The 17,451-nt window shown below is 35.2% G+C and carries 17 protein-coding genes; 9 read left to right on the forward strand and 8 right to left on the reverse strand.

What is annotated here, in order from left to right:
- Positions 1-76 precede the first annotated feature (76 nt).
- The 5 genes from EGI22_RS08815 (at position 77) to EGI22_RS08835 (ending at position 5,648) form a co-directional block, all read left to right on the forward strand.
- Positions 77-1,618, forward strand: a complete 1,542-nt coding sequence (locus EGI22_RS08815) for an acyl-CoA carboxylase subunit beta (protein ID WP_255067836.1) — start codon at positions 77-79, stop codon at positions 1,616-1,618.
- Positions 1,619-1,707: 89 nt separating this feature from the next.
- On the forward strand, positions 1,708-3,198 hold the full coding sequence (locus EGI22_RS08820) for a M28 family peptidase (protein WP_255067837.1): 1,491 nt from the start codon (positions 1,708-1,710) through the stop codon (positions 3,196-3,198).
- A gap of 86 nt (positions 3,199-3,284) precedes the next feature.
- Entirely contained in the window at positions 3,285-3,932 is a 648-nt protein-coding gene (locus EGI22_RS08825; protein ID WP_255067838.1) for a hypothetical protein, read from the forward strand.
- A gap of 611 nt (positions 3,933-4,543) precedes the next feature.
- Positions 4,544-4,753, forward strand: a complete 210-nt coding sequence (locus EGI22_RS08830) for a hypothetical protein (RefSeq protein WP_255067839.1) — start codon at positions 4,544-4,546, stop codon at positions 4,751-4,753.
- Positions 4,754-4,988: 235 nt separating this feature from the next.
- Positions 4,989-5,648: a hypothetical protein gene (locus EGI22_RS08835; RefSeq protein ID WP_255067840.1), complete on the forward strand. Its 660-nt coding sequence runs from the start codon at positions 4,989-4,991 to the stop codon at positions 5,646-5,648.
- 13 nt (positions 5,649-5,661) lie between these two features.
- Here EGI22_RS08835 and EGI22_RS08840 read toward each other — a convergent pair whose 3' ends face one another.
- From EGI22_RS08840 to EGI22_RS08860, 5 genes are all read right to left on the reverse strand, one after another.
- A complete protein-coding gene (locus tag EGI22_RS08840; protein ID WP_255067841.1) occupies positions 5,662-8,982 on the reverse strand; it encodes a DEAD/DEAH box helicase in 3,321 nt (1,106 codons plus the stop codon).
- A gap of 122 nt (positions 8,983-9,104) precedes the next feature.
- Positions 9,105-9,494, reverse strand: coding sequence for a GxxExxY protein (locus EGI22_RS08845; protein ID WP_255067842.1), 390 nt, complete (start codon positions 9,492-9,494; stop codon positions 9,105-9,107).
- Between the two features lie 112 nt (positions 9,495-9,606).
- Entirely contained in the window at positions 9,607-10,092 is a 486-nt protein-coding gene (locus EGI22_RS08850) for a histidine phosphatase family protein (protein ID WP_255067843.1), read from the reverse strand.
- Entirely contained in the window at positions 10,070-10,996 is a 927-nt protein-coding gene (locus tag EGI22_RS08855) for a hydroxypyruvate isomerase family protein (RefSeq protein WP_255067844.1), read from the reverse strand. The genes EGI22_RS08850 and EGI22_RS08855 overlap by 23 nt, the downstream gene beginning before the upstream one ends.
- Positions 10,997-11,158: 162 nt before the next feature.
- On the reverse strand, positions 11,159-11,527 hold the full coding sequence (locus tag EGI22_RS08860; RefSeq protein WP_255067845.1) for a Rid family detoxifying hydrolase: 369 nt from the start codon (positions 11,525-11,527) through the stop codon (positions 11,159-11,161).
- Between the two features lie 91 nt (positions 11,528-11,618).
- On the opposite strand from EGI22_RS08860, the gene EGI22_RS08865 reads away from it, so the two are divergent.
- Positions 11,619-13,007, forward strand: a complete 1,389-nt coding sequence (locus tag EGI22_RS08865) for a sialate O-acetylesterase (protein WP_255067846.1) — start codon at positions 11,619-11,621, stop codon at positions 13,005-13,007.
- Positions 13,008-13,461: 454 nt separating this feature from the next.
- Here the strand turns inward: EGI22_RS08865 and EGI22_RS08870 are convergent, their stop codons facing one another.
- Entirely contained in the window at positions 13,462-13,968 is a 507-nt protein-coding gene (locus tag EGI22_RS08870) for a 3'-5' exonuclease (RefSeq protein ID WP_255067847.1), read from the reverse strand.
- Positions 13,969-13,978: 10 nt separating this feature from the next.
- Positions 13,979-14,218, reverse strand: coding sequence for a hypothetical protein (locus EGI22_RS08875; protein ID WP_255067848.1), 240 nt, complete (start codon positions 14,216-14,218; stop codon positions 13,979-13,981).
- 74 nt (positions 14,219-14,292) lie between these two features.
- Here EGI22_RS08875 and EGI22_RS08880 point away from each other — a divergent pair, with 74 nt between their 5' ends.
- The 3 genes from EGI22_RS08880 (at position 14,293) to EGI22_RS08890 (ending at position 16,619) form a co-directional block, all read left to right on the forward strand.
- A complete protein-coding gene (locus EGI22_RS08880; protein ID WP_255067850.1) occupies positions 14,293-14,925 on the forward strand; it encodes a cation transporter in 633 nt (210 codons plus the stop codon).
- Between the two features lie 611 nt (positions 14,926-15,536).
- Complete coding sequence (locus tag EGI22_RS08885; protein WP_255067851.1) at positions 15,537-15,983, forward strand: hypothetical protein; 447 nt, start codon at positions 15,537-15,539, stop codon at positions 15,981-15,983.
- A gap of 435 nt (positions 15,984-16,418) precedes the next feature.
- Positions 16,419-16,619, forward strand: a complete 201-nt coding sequence (locus tag EGI22_RS08890; RefSeq protein WP_255067852.1) for a hypothetical protein — start codon at positions 16,419-16,421, stop codon at positions 16,617-16,619.
- 91 nt (positions 16,620-16,710) lie between these two features.
- Here the strand turns inward: EGI22_RS08890 and EGI22_RS08895 are convergent, their stop codons facing one another.
- On the reverse strand, positions 16,711-17,400 hold the full coding sequence (locus EGI22_RS08895) for a YjjG family noncanonical pyrimidine nucleotidase (protein ID WP_255067853.1): 690 nt from the start codon (positions 17,398-17,400) through the stop codon (positions 16,711-16,713).
- Positions 17,401-17,451: the final 51 nt, after the last annotated feature.

Below are 17,451 nucleotides of genomic sequence, written 5' to 3' on the forward strand. Positions count from 1 at the left end.
AAGGTTAAGAAAAAATAATAAAACTGAAATATCATAAAAAAATACTTTTCAGATTAAGAAAACAAGACATTAAAAAATGGCTAATAAAGTAGAAAAACTAAAAAATAAACTGGCAGAAGCCGCACTTGGTGGTGGAGCAAATAGAATTGCTGCTCAACATAAAAAAGGCAAACTTTCTGCAAGAGAGAGAGTTGAATTGTTGATGGATGCAGGTTCTTTTGAAGAAATCGGGGCTTTGGTTACCCACAGAACCAAAGATTTCGACATGGCCAATCAGATATTTTTAGGTGATGGCGTAATCACAGGCTATGGCACGATAAATGGCCGATTAGTTTATGTTTTCTCCCAAGATTTCACAGTTTTTGGCGGTTCATTATCTGAAACGCATGCCGAAAAAATATGCAAAATAATGGACATGGCCATGAAAAATGGTGCTCCAGTAATCGGCTTAAACGACTCTGGTGGTGCTAGAATTCAAGAAGGCGTACGTTCACTAGGCGGATATGCAGATATTTTTTATAGAAATGTGAGAGCTTCTGGGGCTATTCCACAGATTTCGGCCATTATGGGCCCATGTGCTGGCGGAGCGGTTTATTCACCTGCTATCACAGATTTCGTAATGATGGTGGAGCACACAAGTTATATGTTTGTTACGGGACCAAACGTGGTAAAAACCGTTACAAATGAAGAAGTTAGCTCCGAAGAATTGGGTGGAGCCATGACCCACGCCACCAAATCTGGGGTGACGCATTTAACCTCTGCCAATGACTTTGAATGTATACAGCAAATCAAACAATTGCTAAGTTATATTCCACAAAACTGCGAAGAAACTCCAGCCAAATTGCCCTATGAATTAGACACGGAAATCAGAGAGGTTTTAGAGACTATAGTTCCAGAAAATGCCAATCAGCCGTATGACATGCGGGAGGTAATTTCGGGAATATGTGATGAAGAGAGTTTTATGGAGATTCATAAAGATTATGCTGAAAACATCGTAGTTGGTTTTGCGAGATTAGCTGGTAGAAGCATAGGAATTGTAGCCAACCAACCTATCAGTTTAGCTGGCGTTTTAGACATAGAAAGTTCTAAAAAAGCAGCAAGATTTACACGTTTTTGCGATTGTTTCAATATCCCGCTTTTGGTTTTGGTGGATGTCCCTGGATTTTTACCGGGTACAGACCAGGAATGGCATGGCATAATAACCAACGGAGCCAAACTTTTATATGCATTGAGCGAAGCCACGGTACCAAGAGTTACCGTAATCACGAGAAAAGCTTACGGAGGTGCTTATGATGTAATGAACTCCAAACACATCGGTGCGGATATGAACTTTGCATGGCCAGGAGCTGAAATAGCCGTGATGGGAGCCAAAGGAGCCTCGGAGATTATTTTCAAAAAAGAAATATCAGAAGCCGCTGACCCAGCCGCCAAATTGATAGAAAAAGAAGCAGAATACGCAGAACTATTCGCTAACCCGTATACCGCTGCCGAAAGGGGTTTTGTAGATGAAGTAATAGAGCCAAGATTTACTCGTCGAAAACTCATTAAAGCATTTGCAATGTTAGAAAACAAAGTAGATCATTTGCCGAAGAAAAAGCATGGGAATATACCGTTGTGAGGAATATTCTTTCGTGGACGAATTCCCCTGTTTAAGGTTTTTTAAAATATTTTTCAAAAAATCCTTACATTTGAAATAAAAAACTTCAAATGCAAAAGAAAACTATATCAACCTTAATTGTCCTTTTAATTCCTTGTCTATTATTTGCTCAAAAACTATCGAAACTTCCTGAATATAAATTATCACAAAACGAAGTTGAGTCTCACTTAAGATTTCTTGCTTCTGACGAAATGTTGGGTAGAAGAACTGGCGAAATCACCAACAATGTTGCCGCAAGATACATTGCAGAGCAGTTTCGTTTGGCTGGTGTAAAACCCGTAGAAGGTCAGAAAGACTTTTTACAAACTGTGCCTTTGGAATTATCAAAACCTGCAAAATTCGGAAATCTTGTTGCAAATAATGAAACGCTAGAACTAAGCAAAGATTTCATAGTTTTGAGTGGAAAAGAAACGAAACTTGAAAATATTCCTGTGGTTTTTGTAGGCTATGGCTGGATAGATGATAAACAAAACGATTACAGTGGAATAGACGTAAAAGGCAAAATAGTGGTTTGTCAATTCGGTATCCCTGACAATGACCAACCCTATCAAAACATGATAGGTTCTACTAAAAAAATCAAATTCGCTGCCGAAAATGGAGCTTTGGCATTGGTTCAAATTTACAATTTAAGCTTCCCTTTTGCTTCTATCACAAGAAACTTCGGTGGTGAAAAACTTTCAGCAGCCTCCAATGTAAATTCCGACATTCCACATATTTGGGTGAATTCCACTTTTTCTAAAAAATTCACGAAAGAAAACCTAAAAACGTTAAGCCTAAACACTGGAGAAGTTAATAAACAATCAGTTCCAGCATATAATGTTGTCGGTGTAATTAAAGGTTCTGACCCAGTATTGAAAAACGAATACATGGTACTTTCAGCTCATTTTGACCACATAGGAGCAGGTAAAAACAGAGGAAAAGTAACAGAATCAGATACAATTTTCAATGGAACACGGGACAATGCGACCGGTACAACAGCAATTTTGATGGCTGCCCAGAGTTTCGCCAAACTCAAATCAAAAAGATCCATTTTATTATTAGCCTATACTGGAGAAGAGCTGGGCATGTTAGGTTCAAAATATTATGCAGAACATCCATTGATTCCTTTGAAAAGCTGCATTTTTGACCTAAATTCTGACGGGGCAGGATACAATGATTCTACCAAAGTAACCATAATCGGTCTAAACAGAACAGATGCTGAACAAGAAATCATAAAAGCCAGTAAAGCATTTGGCTTAGAAGCTATCAACGACCCTGTACCAGAACAAAATCTTTTTGACCGATCCGACAATGTAAGTTTGGCAGCGAAGGGTATTCCTGCACCAAATTATTCTCCAGGTCTTACTGCTTTTGATGCAGAAATTGGCAAGTATTACCACCAAGCGGCCGACAATCCTGAAAATGTGAGCATGAGTTATATCACAAGGTTTTGTCAGGCTTTTATATATTCTGCAAGATTGATTGCCAATAAACCAAATGCACCAAAGTGGAATGCGGGAGATAAATATGAGAAAGTTGGGCAGGAGTTGTATGGAAAATAATTGAGAATTTCCTAGGCCATTGTTTGATATTTTTCCATTCTAAAAAACTCAGATTTTCAAATTCAGTATTCTTTTAAAAGCAAAAATTGGAAACTTACCTAAAAACATTAGAACTCTTAAAATCATTATTAATCTCAAACGGCGAGCAGTTTTGGGCAGATTGGATGCAGAAAGACATAGACGTTTGGAATAAAGACAAATCAACCGAACACCATTTGCATGCCTTTGGTGGTGCGGGATCTTTTAATGATATTAATCTTGGTCAAAACGATAAAATTGGCTATTGGAAAAATGCACTTTTGAGTAATTTGGCAAGCATTTCTTATGGATTTGCAAAAACACAAACAATTGAGATCCCAAAGGGGTATTTTAGCCAATTGGAAGGAGGAATGTGCCGAAAATGCAAAAATGGGGATATTGCCGAAAATTCAATTGAAAGATTTTTAGCCGCAAAATTTATTCCTGAAATTATTGAAAAAAACCTCCTTTCAAATGATTTTTTAGAAATTCTAAATTTAGAAAACTTTCAGAACAATTCTGAAACCCAAACCGAAAAGGCCGAAATTATCAACGCAATAAAAAATGCCAATATCAAATTAAATCCTTTCGGTTCGGCTTGGGAATATGATTGCAAAATATGTGGAGAACCAAACAAAATCAGTTATAGATGGGATGTAATTTTTAAAAATGATTTCTTCAAAATAATTAAAAGCGATGATAATTTTGAAATTTAAAAACAATCAAAATTTAGAATTTTCTTAGTATAAAATCTTAACATTCAGCCATTAAGAAAAGATACAATTACCCTATTTCAATAGTTTTCATTGTTATTTTAGCCTATTGCTTTCCTCAGAGTTTTGTTGAAATAAAAAGCTTTAAAACCAGTAAATTGTTTTCACCTATTTTACAAATAATTATGTTAGGTGTAGGATCTACTATTTCTTCTGAAGATTTTGTGGCTGTAATAAAAACTCCAGAGCAGGTTGGAATTGGAAATTTTCTCAGGTTTTAATAATGCCTACTCTTGGCTTTGGACTAACCATTTTTTTTAATTTCCAGCCGAAATAGATGCAGGATTAATCCTTATCGGCTTTAGCCCAATTGGCTTGGCCATGTCAATGATATCCAAAGCAAATCTGGCCTTATCTATTTGCCTAACTACTCTAGTTACCTTATAGGCTCCAGTTTAAACACCTTTCTAGTGAAAACATATGGAAGAGAACTTATTGAAATTGATGTAAAAGCCATGTTTTGGGATATGTGAAAAATTGTAATTATACCATTTTCTATAGGCATTTTAGCAAACAAATTACTTCCAAATCTTAAGGTAAAGATCACAAATATTTTGCCATACTTTTCGATGTTAGAAATTGGTATGGTTACAGAAATAGTATCAGCTAATGGCCAAAATGCACTTGAAACAGTCGGCATTTCTCTTTTGATTGCAATTACAATTCATAATTTTGGAGGCTATATTTTAGGCTACTTTTCTGCAAAAACCTCTAAACTAAATGAAACAAAGGCCAGTGCAATAGCAATAGAAATAGGAATCTAAAACTCCTGTTTGGCCTCTGTATTTGCCAACAAAATGGACAAAATAGCTACACTTGGACTTGCCTCAACAGTTTTTTGCCCTTTGATGAATGTAAGCGGTTCTATTCTAGCGAGCTGATGGGGTAAAAAAAAGACTAAAACTGATTAAATTTATAAAAGAAAAAAAATGATTTAAAAAAAAGCAAAAATTGAAATCATTCTTTTCTATTTTTCATTATTAAAGGAAAAAGCTAAAAATGCAGTATAAAATAATAATCTTTCTTATTTTTTTTGTTTTTGGAGAACCTGTTTTGTTTGGACAAAATCAGCCTATCAAAACTTTTCAATCCGATCAATTCTTGTTAATTCCAAACAAACCAATCAACAACATAGATACTTCTTACACAAGATATGTAAATCTGATTAAGCCTTATTTTGGGGAAATTCCATTTAAAAATATCAAAATAATCAAGCGAAAACAAATCATTCCATTTACCAGCACACCTTCTTTTTTGAATATTTTTAGAAAAAAATCTAACTGGAAATATACTATAGCCGTGAGTTCTGAAACTATCCCGAGATTGGCACCGATTTTATTCGACTCTTTAAGTTTAAATGGTAGAATTGGCGTGCTAGCACATGAACTTAGCCATGTTGCTGATTTTCAATCACATAGTCGCTGGTACATGGTTAAGGTATTTTTCCAACATCTTTCATCAAAAAAAATGGATACTTTTGAATACAATACAGATTTGATATGCATACAACACGGACTCGGTTATCAACTTTTAGCTTGGAGCAGAGATACACAAAAACAAATGGCTAAAGGAAGCATGAAAATAGATTTCAAAAACGAAAGATATATGTATCCTGAAACAATAGAAAAGTATATATCGGAAATAACGATTTACAAATAAAATTCAATTTTTCTCATCTCCCCAAAACCTCCAACAACTCCTTGCGGTTAAAGGCTTTGAAAATATCGGCTTCGGTATTTACCAATTTTCCTGCTAATTCTTTTTTAGAGGACTGGAGTTTGAGCATTTTGTCTTCGATAGTGTTTGGGCAAATGAGCCTTACGGCTATTACTTTATTCTTTTGCCCTATGCGATAAACTCTATCTATCGCTTGGTTTTCGACGGCAGGATTCCACCATGGATCCACCAAATACACATAGTCGGCTTCGGTTAGATTGAGTCCTACCCCACCCGCTTTTAAGCTTATAAGGAAAACTCTGATTTCTTGATTTTCTTGAAAATTCTTTACTTTATCCGCCCTATTTTTGGTTTGGCCAGTAAGGTATTCAAACTGAATATTTCTTTCTATTAAAGATTTTTTTATCAAATCCAACATACCCACAAATTGTGAAAAAATCAGGATTTTATGCTCTGCTATTTGGCCTTCTAGCTGTTCTAAAAGCACTTCTATTTTCGAAGAAACTTCGTTAGGATATTGGTCATCTGGCAAAAGCGAGGGTGAATTGCATATTTGACGGAGTTTGGTCAGGCCTGTCAGAACATGCATAGGACTCACTTCCTCATCGGTTTTGTGTTGAAGATAATCACGCAATTCTGCTTCATGCGTATCATAAACCGCCCTTTGGTCCAAACCCATTTCGCAGTAAATCAGCATTTCGGTTTTAGAAGGCAATTCTTCTATTACTTGCTTTTTCGTTCTCCGAAGAATAAACGGACTGATTTTTTTCCTTAATTCCTCCGCTCTTTTGGTTTCTTTAAATTTATCAATTGGCTCGGCATAGATGTCTTTGAAATAGTTTTTGCTTCCTAAAAGCCCAGGACATGCAAACGAAAGTTGTCCGTACAAATCATACGTATTGTTTTCAATCGGTGTGCCTGTTAACACAATTTTGTTGCGAGAAACCAAAGTCCGAACTGCACGATAACGCTGCGATTCAGGATTTTTAATGGCCTGAGATTCATCCAAAATGATGTAATTAAAAGAGATGCTTTTCAGGAAATGCAAATCAGAAAGCAATGTGCCATAGGTGGTAAGAATAACATCAAAACCTTTAATTTCTACTTTAGAATTTAATTTTGAATTGCCATAATGTGAAGCAATTTTCAAACTTGGTGCAAACCGCGAAAACTCATCTAACCAATTAAATAACAAAGAAGTAGGAAGAATTATTAAACTTTGTTGTTCAGGATGTTTTTGCTTTTGGGTCAATAGAAAAGCGATGATTTGAATCGTTTTACCCAAACCCATGTCATCCGCCAGACAAGCTCCAAAATTAAAGCCGTCTAAGAAGTTTAACCAATTGAGGCCATGTTTTTGGTAATCGCGAAGTGTGGCGTTCAATTCCTTCGGCACCTCCACATTTTCAATGGTTTCAAAATGCTCAAACTTTGTCTTTAAATAATTTATCTCCGCCCAAGTTTCCTTACTCAAAACCTCTTCTTCATACAAATCTAAAATATCCAAAAACCTTGACTTTGGCGTCCGAATCAAAGGACCTTCTAGTTTTCCAGCCTTAAAATAACTGTCAAATTTCTTTATCCAATCTTCAGGAATCAGGCCCAAAGTGCCATCATCCAATTCCACAAACTTAGACTTATTTCTTAAGGATTTGTGTAAAACTTTAAGCGGTACCTCCTTTCTTCCAAACTTCAACTTAACCTTAGCATCAAACCAATCAATCCCTGAAGAAACACTAATTTCAACATTTGCTTTATAAGGACTTAATCTATTATTAGTCAGAGAATTAAAACCCAAAACTTTAATATTGTTTTCTCTTAAAATCTCAAAAAAATCAAGAAACCAATTGTCATCTAAAAACTTCTGTTTGTGTAAATAATAATAATTTCCTTCAGCCAATTGCTCCGCAAATTCTGGATGTAATCTGGAAATTAACGCCGTAAAATTCAATTCCGTTTCCTCGTCTCGTTCTACCGCAAAATGATTGCCATTGGGATCAATATCTATCAATTGCTTTTTTGAGTGAACAGCCACTTCCAAATTGCCATACTTCACTACTGGCGTTATGTTTACAAAGTTCTTTTCGTCAGATAGGTATATCAATTTTTCAATAGCATAATCCGTATTCCATTCTATAGATTTCTCCTTATTTTTCTTTTTAATAAATGCATATTCGAGACTCACTTTGTCTGACATCGCATCCAGAATTTCTTTTCTAAAAACCTCAAATTTGCTTGGATAAATGAGCATAATTGCTCTTTTCTCAGCAAAATATTTGATGATAGGCAGTAATTCCACATCTGAAATAAAAACTAAACGGTCGGCAATCTGAAAAAAGCAATTGAACTTGATTTTTATATCTTGCAATGCATAAATGTGCTCATTAACCGAAATACTAGTCGTGACCTCATAAAAAGGCTCTTTTAATTTTACCTTTATATTTAGACCAGTCGAAGCATTTTCAAGTTTAACAGCTTTTAAATTATTGGCCTGTATCACATCCGAATCCGAAATAAAAAAAGAAAGTGATAAGGGATTTTTCACGATACTTTTTATAGCTTGAAAATCATTCCAATCACCAGTTTTTTGAACTTTAGCCAAAGCAGTAAAAAACCGAATGGCATCAGGATTTTCATGCTCCCAAACTTCATTAAGAGGGTCAGCAATTGTAAATGGAGCTTTGATTTTTCCGTTTTTTGCTAAAGCAGCCTTATAAAGTTCAAGCGAATAAGTTTCTTGAAATTTATTTCTTCTAAAAACCAAAATTTGCTTTGGTATTTCACTCTGCTCAGGTCTTTGATCCTCTTCTTTCTTTACAAATAATTTACTTTTCAGAAAAGAAGTAGCGTTTTCATCCACAGGTATCAGCTCGGTATTGAGCGGAACTACATAAGTTTGCCTATCAGCATATTTTAGTCCAAAATATTTATCTAAATCCGCTTCATCGGACATTCCATATGCTTCGGAGGCTTTCTTTATTCTTTCAAGACGTAGATTTCTATCAAAAAACAACTTAAAATCTGGCTTTGCTATGAGCGTTTGTAAAACCAAAGTTTGATGCTCACAAAGTGTATTTTTAATCGCTTCGCATGGACAAGTAAGCACAATATCATTTTCGAGCTGGCTTACTGCCACCTCAGGTAGGTTTTTACTTTGCGTATTTAATGCAAAAAGTGCATTATCAATTTCAATATTTAAAGGCTGAACATCAACATTTTTTAGTCCCAAACTAAGTTCTACCCCATACCTAAACGTATCCTTATAGGTAAGCGAACCTACTTGGCGGTTTTTTAGAATGTATGTTTGGGGGTGCATTTGTCGGAATTAAGATTTTTAGGATTAGATGATTTTAAGATTTTTACTATAAAATATTTCTTCTTCTTTATTTACTTCATACCTAAAATCTTAAGTATAAAAATTCAGACAATTTACCCACATTAATTCTTCTTATTCTCAGGATGATTAACATTGTAAACCCTCTTAAAATCAAGACTTTTAGCACCGAAATTTATCAATAATCCTATGGGTAAATTATAGGCTTGACAATAATTCATTGCTTGAGCTAAATGTACATCATCCATTTGAATTACTGCCTTAATCTCTACCATTATGCAACCTTCAACAAAGAAATCTACCCTTCTGGTACCAATATCATGACCATCATAAAAAATGTTCATTGACATTTCTCTTTTAAATATCAAACCTTGCTTTGTCATTTCTATATCTAAAGCTCTTTGGTAAATAACTTCCTGAAATCCATTACCGAGTACACTATGAACTGTCATAGCACATCCTATTATCTTGTGTGTTATTTCTTTGTGTTTCATTTAATCAGAAAATTCATATTATACAATCAAAAAAAATATCCTATAGAATATTTCAAAAATTTAAATCCCATAATCTCAAAATCCTAAAAATCCTAATTCCGACAATTAAGTTTCAATACCTCTCCACCTTCACCTTCCCCCTCCTCACGATATACAAATTGGAATATTCATTATCTTCCAAATCTTTAGATAATACTTCTTTTTCAGCTAAACCATTGATAATGTACCTGATGGTATTGCTATGCCCAACTACCAAAGTATTCTTTTTAGACTTTTTGAGCGTAGCGATAAACTCGGTTTGATTTTTTGCATCATAAATTTCAACTGGAATATGAATAGCATCGGAAAGCGGTTGTGCAGTACTTGTAGTCCTTACCGTTTGGGTAGAATATATCTTTTTGATTTTCTTATTTACTAAAATATCCTTCAATCTTTCCGCCCTTTGCATTCCAGCCTCAGTTAAAACTGGATCGTTTTTAGGAGTGGAAGATTTCTCGGCATGCCTTACAACATAAAAACTTGTGGTACAGGAGTTTAAAGCCCATACCACAAGAAATACTATAAAAATATTTTTCCTAAAATTTATCAGACTGAACATAGGCTTGTATCAATTTTTGTTCTCCTTCTTTGCCTGGAAACATATTCCCGTGTTCCATACCTAAAATAAACTCTTGTTTGTTTTCCTTCGCCTTGTCATGTATATGTTTGAAAAGGAAATTATAGTTCACTTCGCCAGTGGTTGGCTCTTTTCTGCCTGGTTCGTCGCCAATCTGAAAATACCCTATTTCTTCCCAAACCAAATCCATATTTCGGGTCAGTTCGCCTTCGTTGCGTTGCATGTGCCACATGTCAAACAGTATCTTGCACGAAGGACTATTGACAGCTTTACAAATCATATAACTTTGATCAGAATTCTGCAAAAACAAGTCTGGTGTATCGCTCAAAGGCTCCATCACCATAACTAAGCCGTGTGGCTCAAAAATATCACAAGCTCTGCGGTAAGCATCTATAACATTGGCTGTCTGGATACCCATTGGCAATTTTCTTTCAAAAAAACCAGGAACTACAGTCATGTATTTTGCATTGGTTCTCTTAGCTACTTCCACAGACTCACGACAAGTTTTCAAGAAATTCTCCTTAAACTCAGTTTTCCCTGAAGCCAAAGATATTTTCCAGTTTTCGCCCCCGTCAATCACAAAAACACCCATTTTCATGCCCAGTTTTGCCATAGTTTCTCCAATCTTCTTTTGGGTTTCCACAGGTCTTTTTAGCATGCCATTGTCTTCCATTGCCTTAAAACCATTGTCAGCCATAAACTGCAACTGATCAAAAAGGTCATCGCCAGCCGAATTCTTAAACATGCCAAAATGAGGTGCATATAGCAATTTAAAATTGTTGGCATCCACTTTTATTGGATTTCCAAAAGTATTATTTAAGCCTCCGATACTAAGCAAAGAAGCTGCTCCAAGGCTTTTCTTAATAAAATCACGTCTATTTTCCATTTTTTAAAGGTTGATTATGAGAGAGATATAAAATTTTAAAATCTTTTTTGAACAAAAATTATATTTTTTCTTGAATTTGTCATAGATTTGCATCGCTATTTAACCTTAATAATCAATCAATCTTGACCTTATACTTAGCCTCCTGAGCAATCGGGAGGTTTTTTATTTTACGGCAATTACTGATATTTCCACATTCACATCTTTTGGCAATTTAGCCACTTGTACCGTTTCTCTTGCAGGTGGATTCTCTGGATAAAAACTCCCGTAGACTTCGTTTACTATGGCAAAATCATCCATGTTTTTCAAGAAAATACTCGACTTTACAACATTCGTGTAATTCATCCCAGCTTCTGTCAATATATGCCCTAGATTTTCCATAATTCTTTGCGTTTCGGCTTTAATATCTCCTAATGGAGCCAAATCCAAGGCTATTTGTCCTGAAACATAAAGTGTATCGCCAGCCAAAACGGCTTGAGAATAAGGCCCAATAGCCGCTGGTGCTTTTTCTGTAAATATGATTTTTTTGCTCATTTATTATTGATTTGAATAAAAGTAAAAATACGAGCATTTTTTGGTTTCATGTGTTTAGATTTAGCATTTTTGCAAAAAAAATAACCCAATTATGAAATTTAAAATCTTTTTTATCCTCCTTATAAGCACATTTACAACTTTTGCAAACCTAACAGTTCCTTCATTTTTTACCTCTAACATGGTTTTGCAACAAAAATCAAAAGTTAAAATATGGGGCTGGGGAAAAACGGGTGAACCAGTAGAAATTACTAGCAGTTGGGACAATGAAAAATATATATCTAAAGTAGATAATAACGGCAAATGGAGCATTGAAATCAATACACCTCAATATGGCGGACCCTACGAAATAAAAATAAAAGGCTTCAATGAATTAAGCTTGAAAGATATTTTGATAGGTGAAGTTTGGGTAGTCTCAGGACAAAGCAACATGGAATGGACTCCCAACGCTGGCATAGACGACGCAGCATCAGAAATAGCCAAAGCCAATTTTCCAGAAATAAGGTTTTTCTCTGTAAACCATGCCACTGCACCTTTTCCTCAACAAAACCTTAGTGGCGAATGGCAAGAATGTACACCCGAAACCATGAAAAATTTCAGTGCAATTGGGTATTTTTTTGCAAAACAAATTTACGAAAACACACAAATCCCTATCGGAATAATAAATACATCATGGGGTGGTACACCTGCCGAGGCTTGGACACCTGAAGAGTACATAAAGGCAGATCCTGTGCTCAACAAAGACGCTTTGGGTCTAAAAGAAGTACCTTGGGGGCCTGTAAAAAACGCTGTTATCTATAACGCCATGGTCGCACCTTTGGCAGGCTTAAAAATCAAAGGCTTCCTTTGGTATCAGGGGGAATCAAACGTGATGAATGCCGCCAATTATGATAAATTATTGAGCACAATGATAAGTAGCTGGAGAAAAGCTTGGGCTGAGGAATTGCCGTTTTATTATGTGCAAATTGCTCCTTACAAATATGGGAACCCAGAGGAAGGTGTAATACTCAGAAACGCACAAAGAATGGCCGAATCAACACCAAACACTGCGATGGTGACGATATCTGACATAGGTAACGTAAACGATATTCATCCAAGAAACAAAAAAGATGTTGGAATAAGACTGGCCAATGTGGCTCTAAAAAATCTTTACAATGCCTACAACGGAAATATTTCAGGCCCAAAACTCCTTACTTTTGAGTCCAAAAAAGGTCATGTAACCTTATATTTTGATACAACAGATCTTCATTGCGATAAAAACTGCCAAGATAATTTCGAGATAGCAGACATCAGTGGAGAGTTTAAAAAAGCCAATGTGAGAGTAAAAAGCAATTCGATTGTTTTAACTAATCACAAAATAAGTTACCCGATTTTTGCAAGGTTCGAATGGACCAACACCACCGAAGGCAGCCTAAAAAACTCCCAAGGTTTACCCGCATCAGCATTAATAACAGACAATTGGTGGAGCTTTAAAAACTATTGATGTTCTTTAGAATGGAACACGGATGCAAATAGTATTGATATACTTGAGAATGGAACACGGATGACACGGATGCAAGCAGCACGGATTAACACGGATTTTTTTTTTAAATCCTATTAAGACCATTAAATCAGTATCGTTTTATTGAATAAGATTCATAGTTTTCTAAAAAATTTCTGTGCCTATCTGTACAATCTGCGTCATCAGTGTTCTAAAAAAATCTGTGCCTATCTGTCCAATCTGTGTCATCAGTGTTCAAAAATAATCCGTGCCCATCTGTCCAATCTGTGTCATCAGTGTTCCAAAAAAATCTGTGCACATCTGTCCAATCCGTGTCATCAGTGTTCCAAAAAAAATCCGTGCACATCTACTTAATCTGCACCATTAGTAGTCAAAAAAAAAATCTGTGCACATCTGTCTAATCCGTGTCATCAGTGTTCCATCACGTCGCACCAAATCAAGAAAACAAAGGCATTTTATGGATTAAATATAGTTTTGCACATGCACGGGCATCTGAAAGGGCATTGTGGTGGTCGAGCGGAATATCATATCTCTCACAACAGGCAGCCAAGTTGACTTTAAAGTTTCCTTTTTTTCTGAAAATCTTCACCGTACACTCCCAGCTAGACTTTATCCTAAGTTCGGAATAAGAAAGCCCGAAATGCTCCATCGTGTGGTACAGAATATTCCTGTCGAAAGATTCATTATGAGCAACTACCAGCTTCCCTTCCATCAATTGCTTAATTTTAGGATAAACCTCCTCAAAAGTGGGAGCATCGAAAGTATCTTCTGATGTAATGCCGTGCACTTTGGTATTATGATACATGTATTCGTTGTTGGGTGGCTGTATTAGTGTATAAAATTCCTCCACGATAACTTCGTTTTTTACATGCACTATACCTACCGCACAAGCACTGTTTCGGTGCCAAGTTGCTGTTTCAAAATCTATCGCTACAAATTCCAATTTCTTACGTTTAATATCCCAATTTCTTTTCCCAAAAATACGCTTGACTCTGTTTCTTTATCTCGCCAGTTTCCATAGCCTTGGCTAGTCTCGGGTGCATATTTCCACGAGAAGTCAAATGCCAAGAGCCGCAATCTTCACATTGATACACCGCCACAGAAGTGTTTTGCACAAACCGGATGCGTGCCTCTAAAAGTGCATCTACAGCGAGATTTTCAGTAAGATAAGTTTTTTTCGAACAGCCAGCCATTTCTCAATATTTTATCAAAAATAAAAAAACCTTTTTGATTCCCTGTTGCACTTTCAAAAAACTTACCTTTGAATATGGAAAATATAAAAGAAAAATATTACCAAACCGCCACCATCCTATCTTGGTTTACCATCATATACAACCTTCTAGAAGGCATAGTGAGTACTTTTTGGGGTTTTGAAGACGAGGCCCTTTCCCTTTTTGGATTCGGAGTCGATAGTTTTATAGAAATGATATCGAGTATCGGAATTTTGATCATGATAAAAAGAATTCAGAAAAATCCAGAAAGCCATACATCGGACTTTGAGAAAACGGCCTTAAAAATCACAGGATACTGTTTATATGGGCTCGCCATACTTTTGGTTTTGAGCTCAATTCTAAGTATTTATGAAAAACATCAGCCACAAAACACCTTACCTGGCGTGATAATCGCGAGTATTTCGATAGGTTTCATGTGGTATTTGATACAACAAAAAATAAAAGTCGGAAAAGCCCTAAACTCCGACGCCATCATATCAGATGCCAATTGTGCACGTGTTTGCATGTATATGTCTATGGTGCTTTTAGCTTCCAGTTTCATCTATTATTTCACTAAAATCCCCTATATTGACGCTTTGGGAGCCATCGGCATCGCCTATTTTTCTTATTCTGAAGGCAAGGAGTCTTTGGAAAAAGCGGCAGGCGTGCATGTTTGTCATTGTCATTGAAAGCCATAAGACAATTTCGGAATTTCCCTATATTGCCCTGAGTTCGATATAAGATTATTACTTTTTAGATGATTGCGTCCGTTCAGAGTCTCACTTAAGTGGATTCTGAAATTGAATGAAATTACTCACTAAGCATTTGAAATGTGCGGAGTTCCTATCGGGGACTCTGATGAGGCGAAAATATTTTTATTTTGATATTTGCAAGTAAGCGGCGAAGATGCCGCCAAAGAGGTAAAAAACTTATTAGATGATGATTAAAAAGGGAGTTTATAAGGATTTGGGGAAACCATCAATCGCTTTAATTAATGAACAAAGTAAAATCTGTTGTTAATTTTATATCCCAATTTAGAGTTTTTAAATATTGCTTTTTTCAGTTTAAAATCAGATTCAGCAGACTTTTTAAAATAAAGGCGATTGTAAGAATCAAGATAATGCCTTTCAAAATTTTCTAATTGAAAGATTTGATGTTTAGTATTTTCTCTCATATATTGCGATATTTAAACAAAACAACATAATAATGCAAAAATACTATTATTCCATTGATTGTCAACACCAAAGGGGGTATTAGTAGATACGTATTTTATATGTTGGAAAAATTTTAAAATGCAAAAATGAAACCGATTATAATAATTTTAATATTTATTATATTCGATAGTTACTTAATATGGACATACGCAAAAATTTATTTCAAATTCCGTAAAATTTTTAAAAATGGAATTAGTGTTTCAGGGGAAATTATTGAATATCATATTGAGGAAAAGAAAAATGTAAAAACATATTTCCCTATTGTGAAGTTTAACACATTTTTTGGTGAAGTGTTAACCGAAAAAGCCAGTTTGGGATTAGATTACAAGCAATATCTTGTACAAGAAAAAAGTGTTATAATAAAATATTTAGAACAAAACCCGAAGGATTTTATTTTGGAGGAGACGAATCCTACTAAAAGCATTGTAACAATGATTTCTTATATAATAATTACTACACCGATAGCTCTTTATTTTCTACTTAAAAATGAATTTGAGTTCTTGAAAAAATTAGAAAGTTTTTTAAATTTATGATTCGATGTTCTTCAAAAGAAATATTTTCAGTAAACAATAAAGATAAGTTCAAGGTTAGCTTATATTTTCCACAATTCTTTTTTGAGTTTTCCCTCTAATTTTTAGGCACTTTCGACAATTTCAAAGCGAAGTTTTAAAGCGTTAATTCTCAAAAACTTCGCCATTTTTTGGTTCTTTTTTCGCCATCGTTACTTTCGACGTGAAATTGGCGTGGTATTCAAAGTTTTTTTTTCGATGTTATGACGTAGTTTTTACTACATTTTTTTATAACTTTGGGTCGCTTATTTTTCGGGCGACACTCGAAAAGAAGAGCTTGCAAAGTTGGTCTGTCTCCAACGCGGGCAAGCAATTAAAAGTTTGATAATCAATTAATTAACTCAATGTTCGCTCCAAAATCATCTTGCTTGCGAGCCGTTGGAACGATGAAAAACAGAAATGGAACCATTAAAACCACAGCCCAAATATCAAATTGGTGATTGTGTTTCAGAAATCCAAAGACCTGAAATAATCGGAATTATTGAATACTTATTTTGGCATTTCAAAGACCAAGAATACAAATTTCACATCAGTGTCAATGGCAAAAGAAAATCAAGAAGATACTCTGACAAAGAATTGCTGTTATTTTTAAATGAATAAACTATACATGTGAAAACTTGCTAATTTTCGTTCGAGATGACATTCTAAGGCAGGTTCTCTATGTTTTTAGATTTTGGCTCACAAAGTTACATCAAAAAATCTCCAACAACTGACTCAAAGCATTAATCTTTGTATTTGGCGTATAGGCCCCATTTATATCAAAATGAACGGTTTTCCAACCAGCTTTTTGGGCTCCTTCTATATCAGCTACTAGGTTATCTCCTATCATCACACTTTCTGAAACATGGGCATTGGCTTTGTTTAGTGCGTATTCATAAATCTCCTTTTCGGGTTTTCTTGAGCCAGCAATATCATTGGTAACTATACACTCAAAAAAATGCAAAATGCCTGAACTCTCCATCTTCAACTTTTGGATTTCATGGTAGCCATTGCTTATTATATGCATTTTATAAGCTTTCTTTTCTAATGCTTGGAGAGTTGCAAGAGCATCGTCCATCAGTAGTTTTTGATGAGGCAAAAGATTAAGAAACATATCATTTAAACTGAAAGAAGTTTCTTCGTCTATATGTATATCACAAGCACTTAAGACTTTTTGAAAGCGAATTTTTCGAAGATATTCGTGGGTAATCTGCCCTTGGTCCAGAGCATCCCAAAGGCCTTTGTTAATTACAGAAAATGTATCATTAAACTCTTGGAAGCTAATTTTTCCAGTAAAAATCACATCATTTTTATCAAAAATTTGCTGTAAACAAACTTGCGAGTTTTTTTCAAAATCCCAAAGGGTGTGGTCGAGGTCAAAAAACAAATGCCTGATTTTCAATATGCTATATTTTAAAGATTTAAACCTCCGCAAAATATAACACAAAAATCA

It is taken from the genome of Lacihabitans sp. LS3-19, assembly GCF_024343575.1.
In the GTDB taxonomy this organism is placed as follows: domain Bacteria; phylum Bacteroidota; class Bacteroidia; order Cytophagales; family Spirosomataceae; genus Leadbetterella.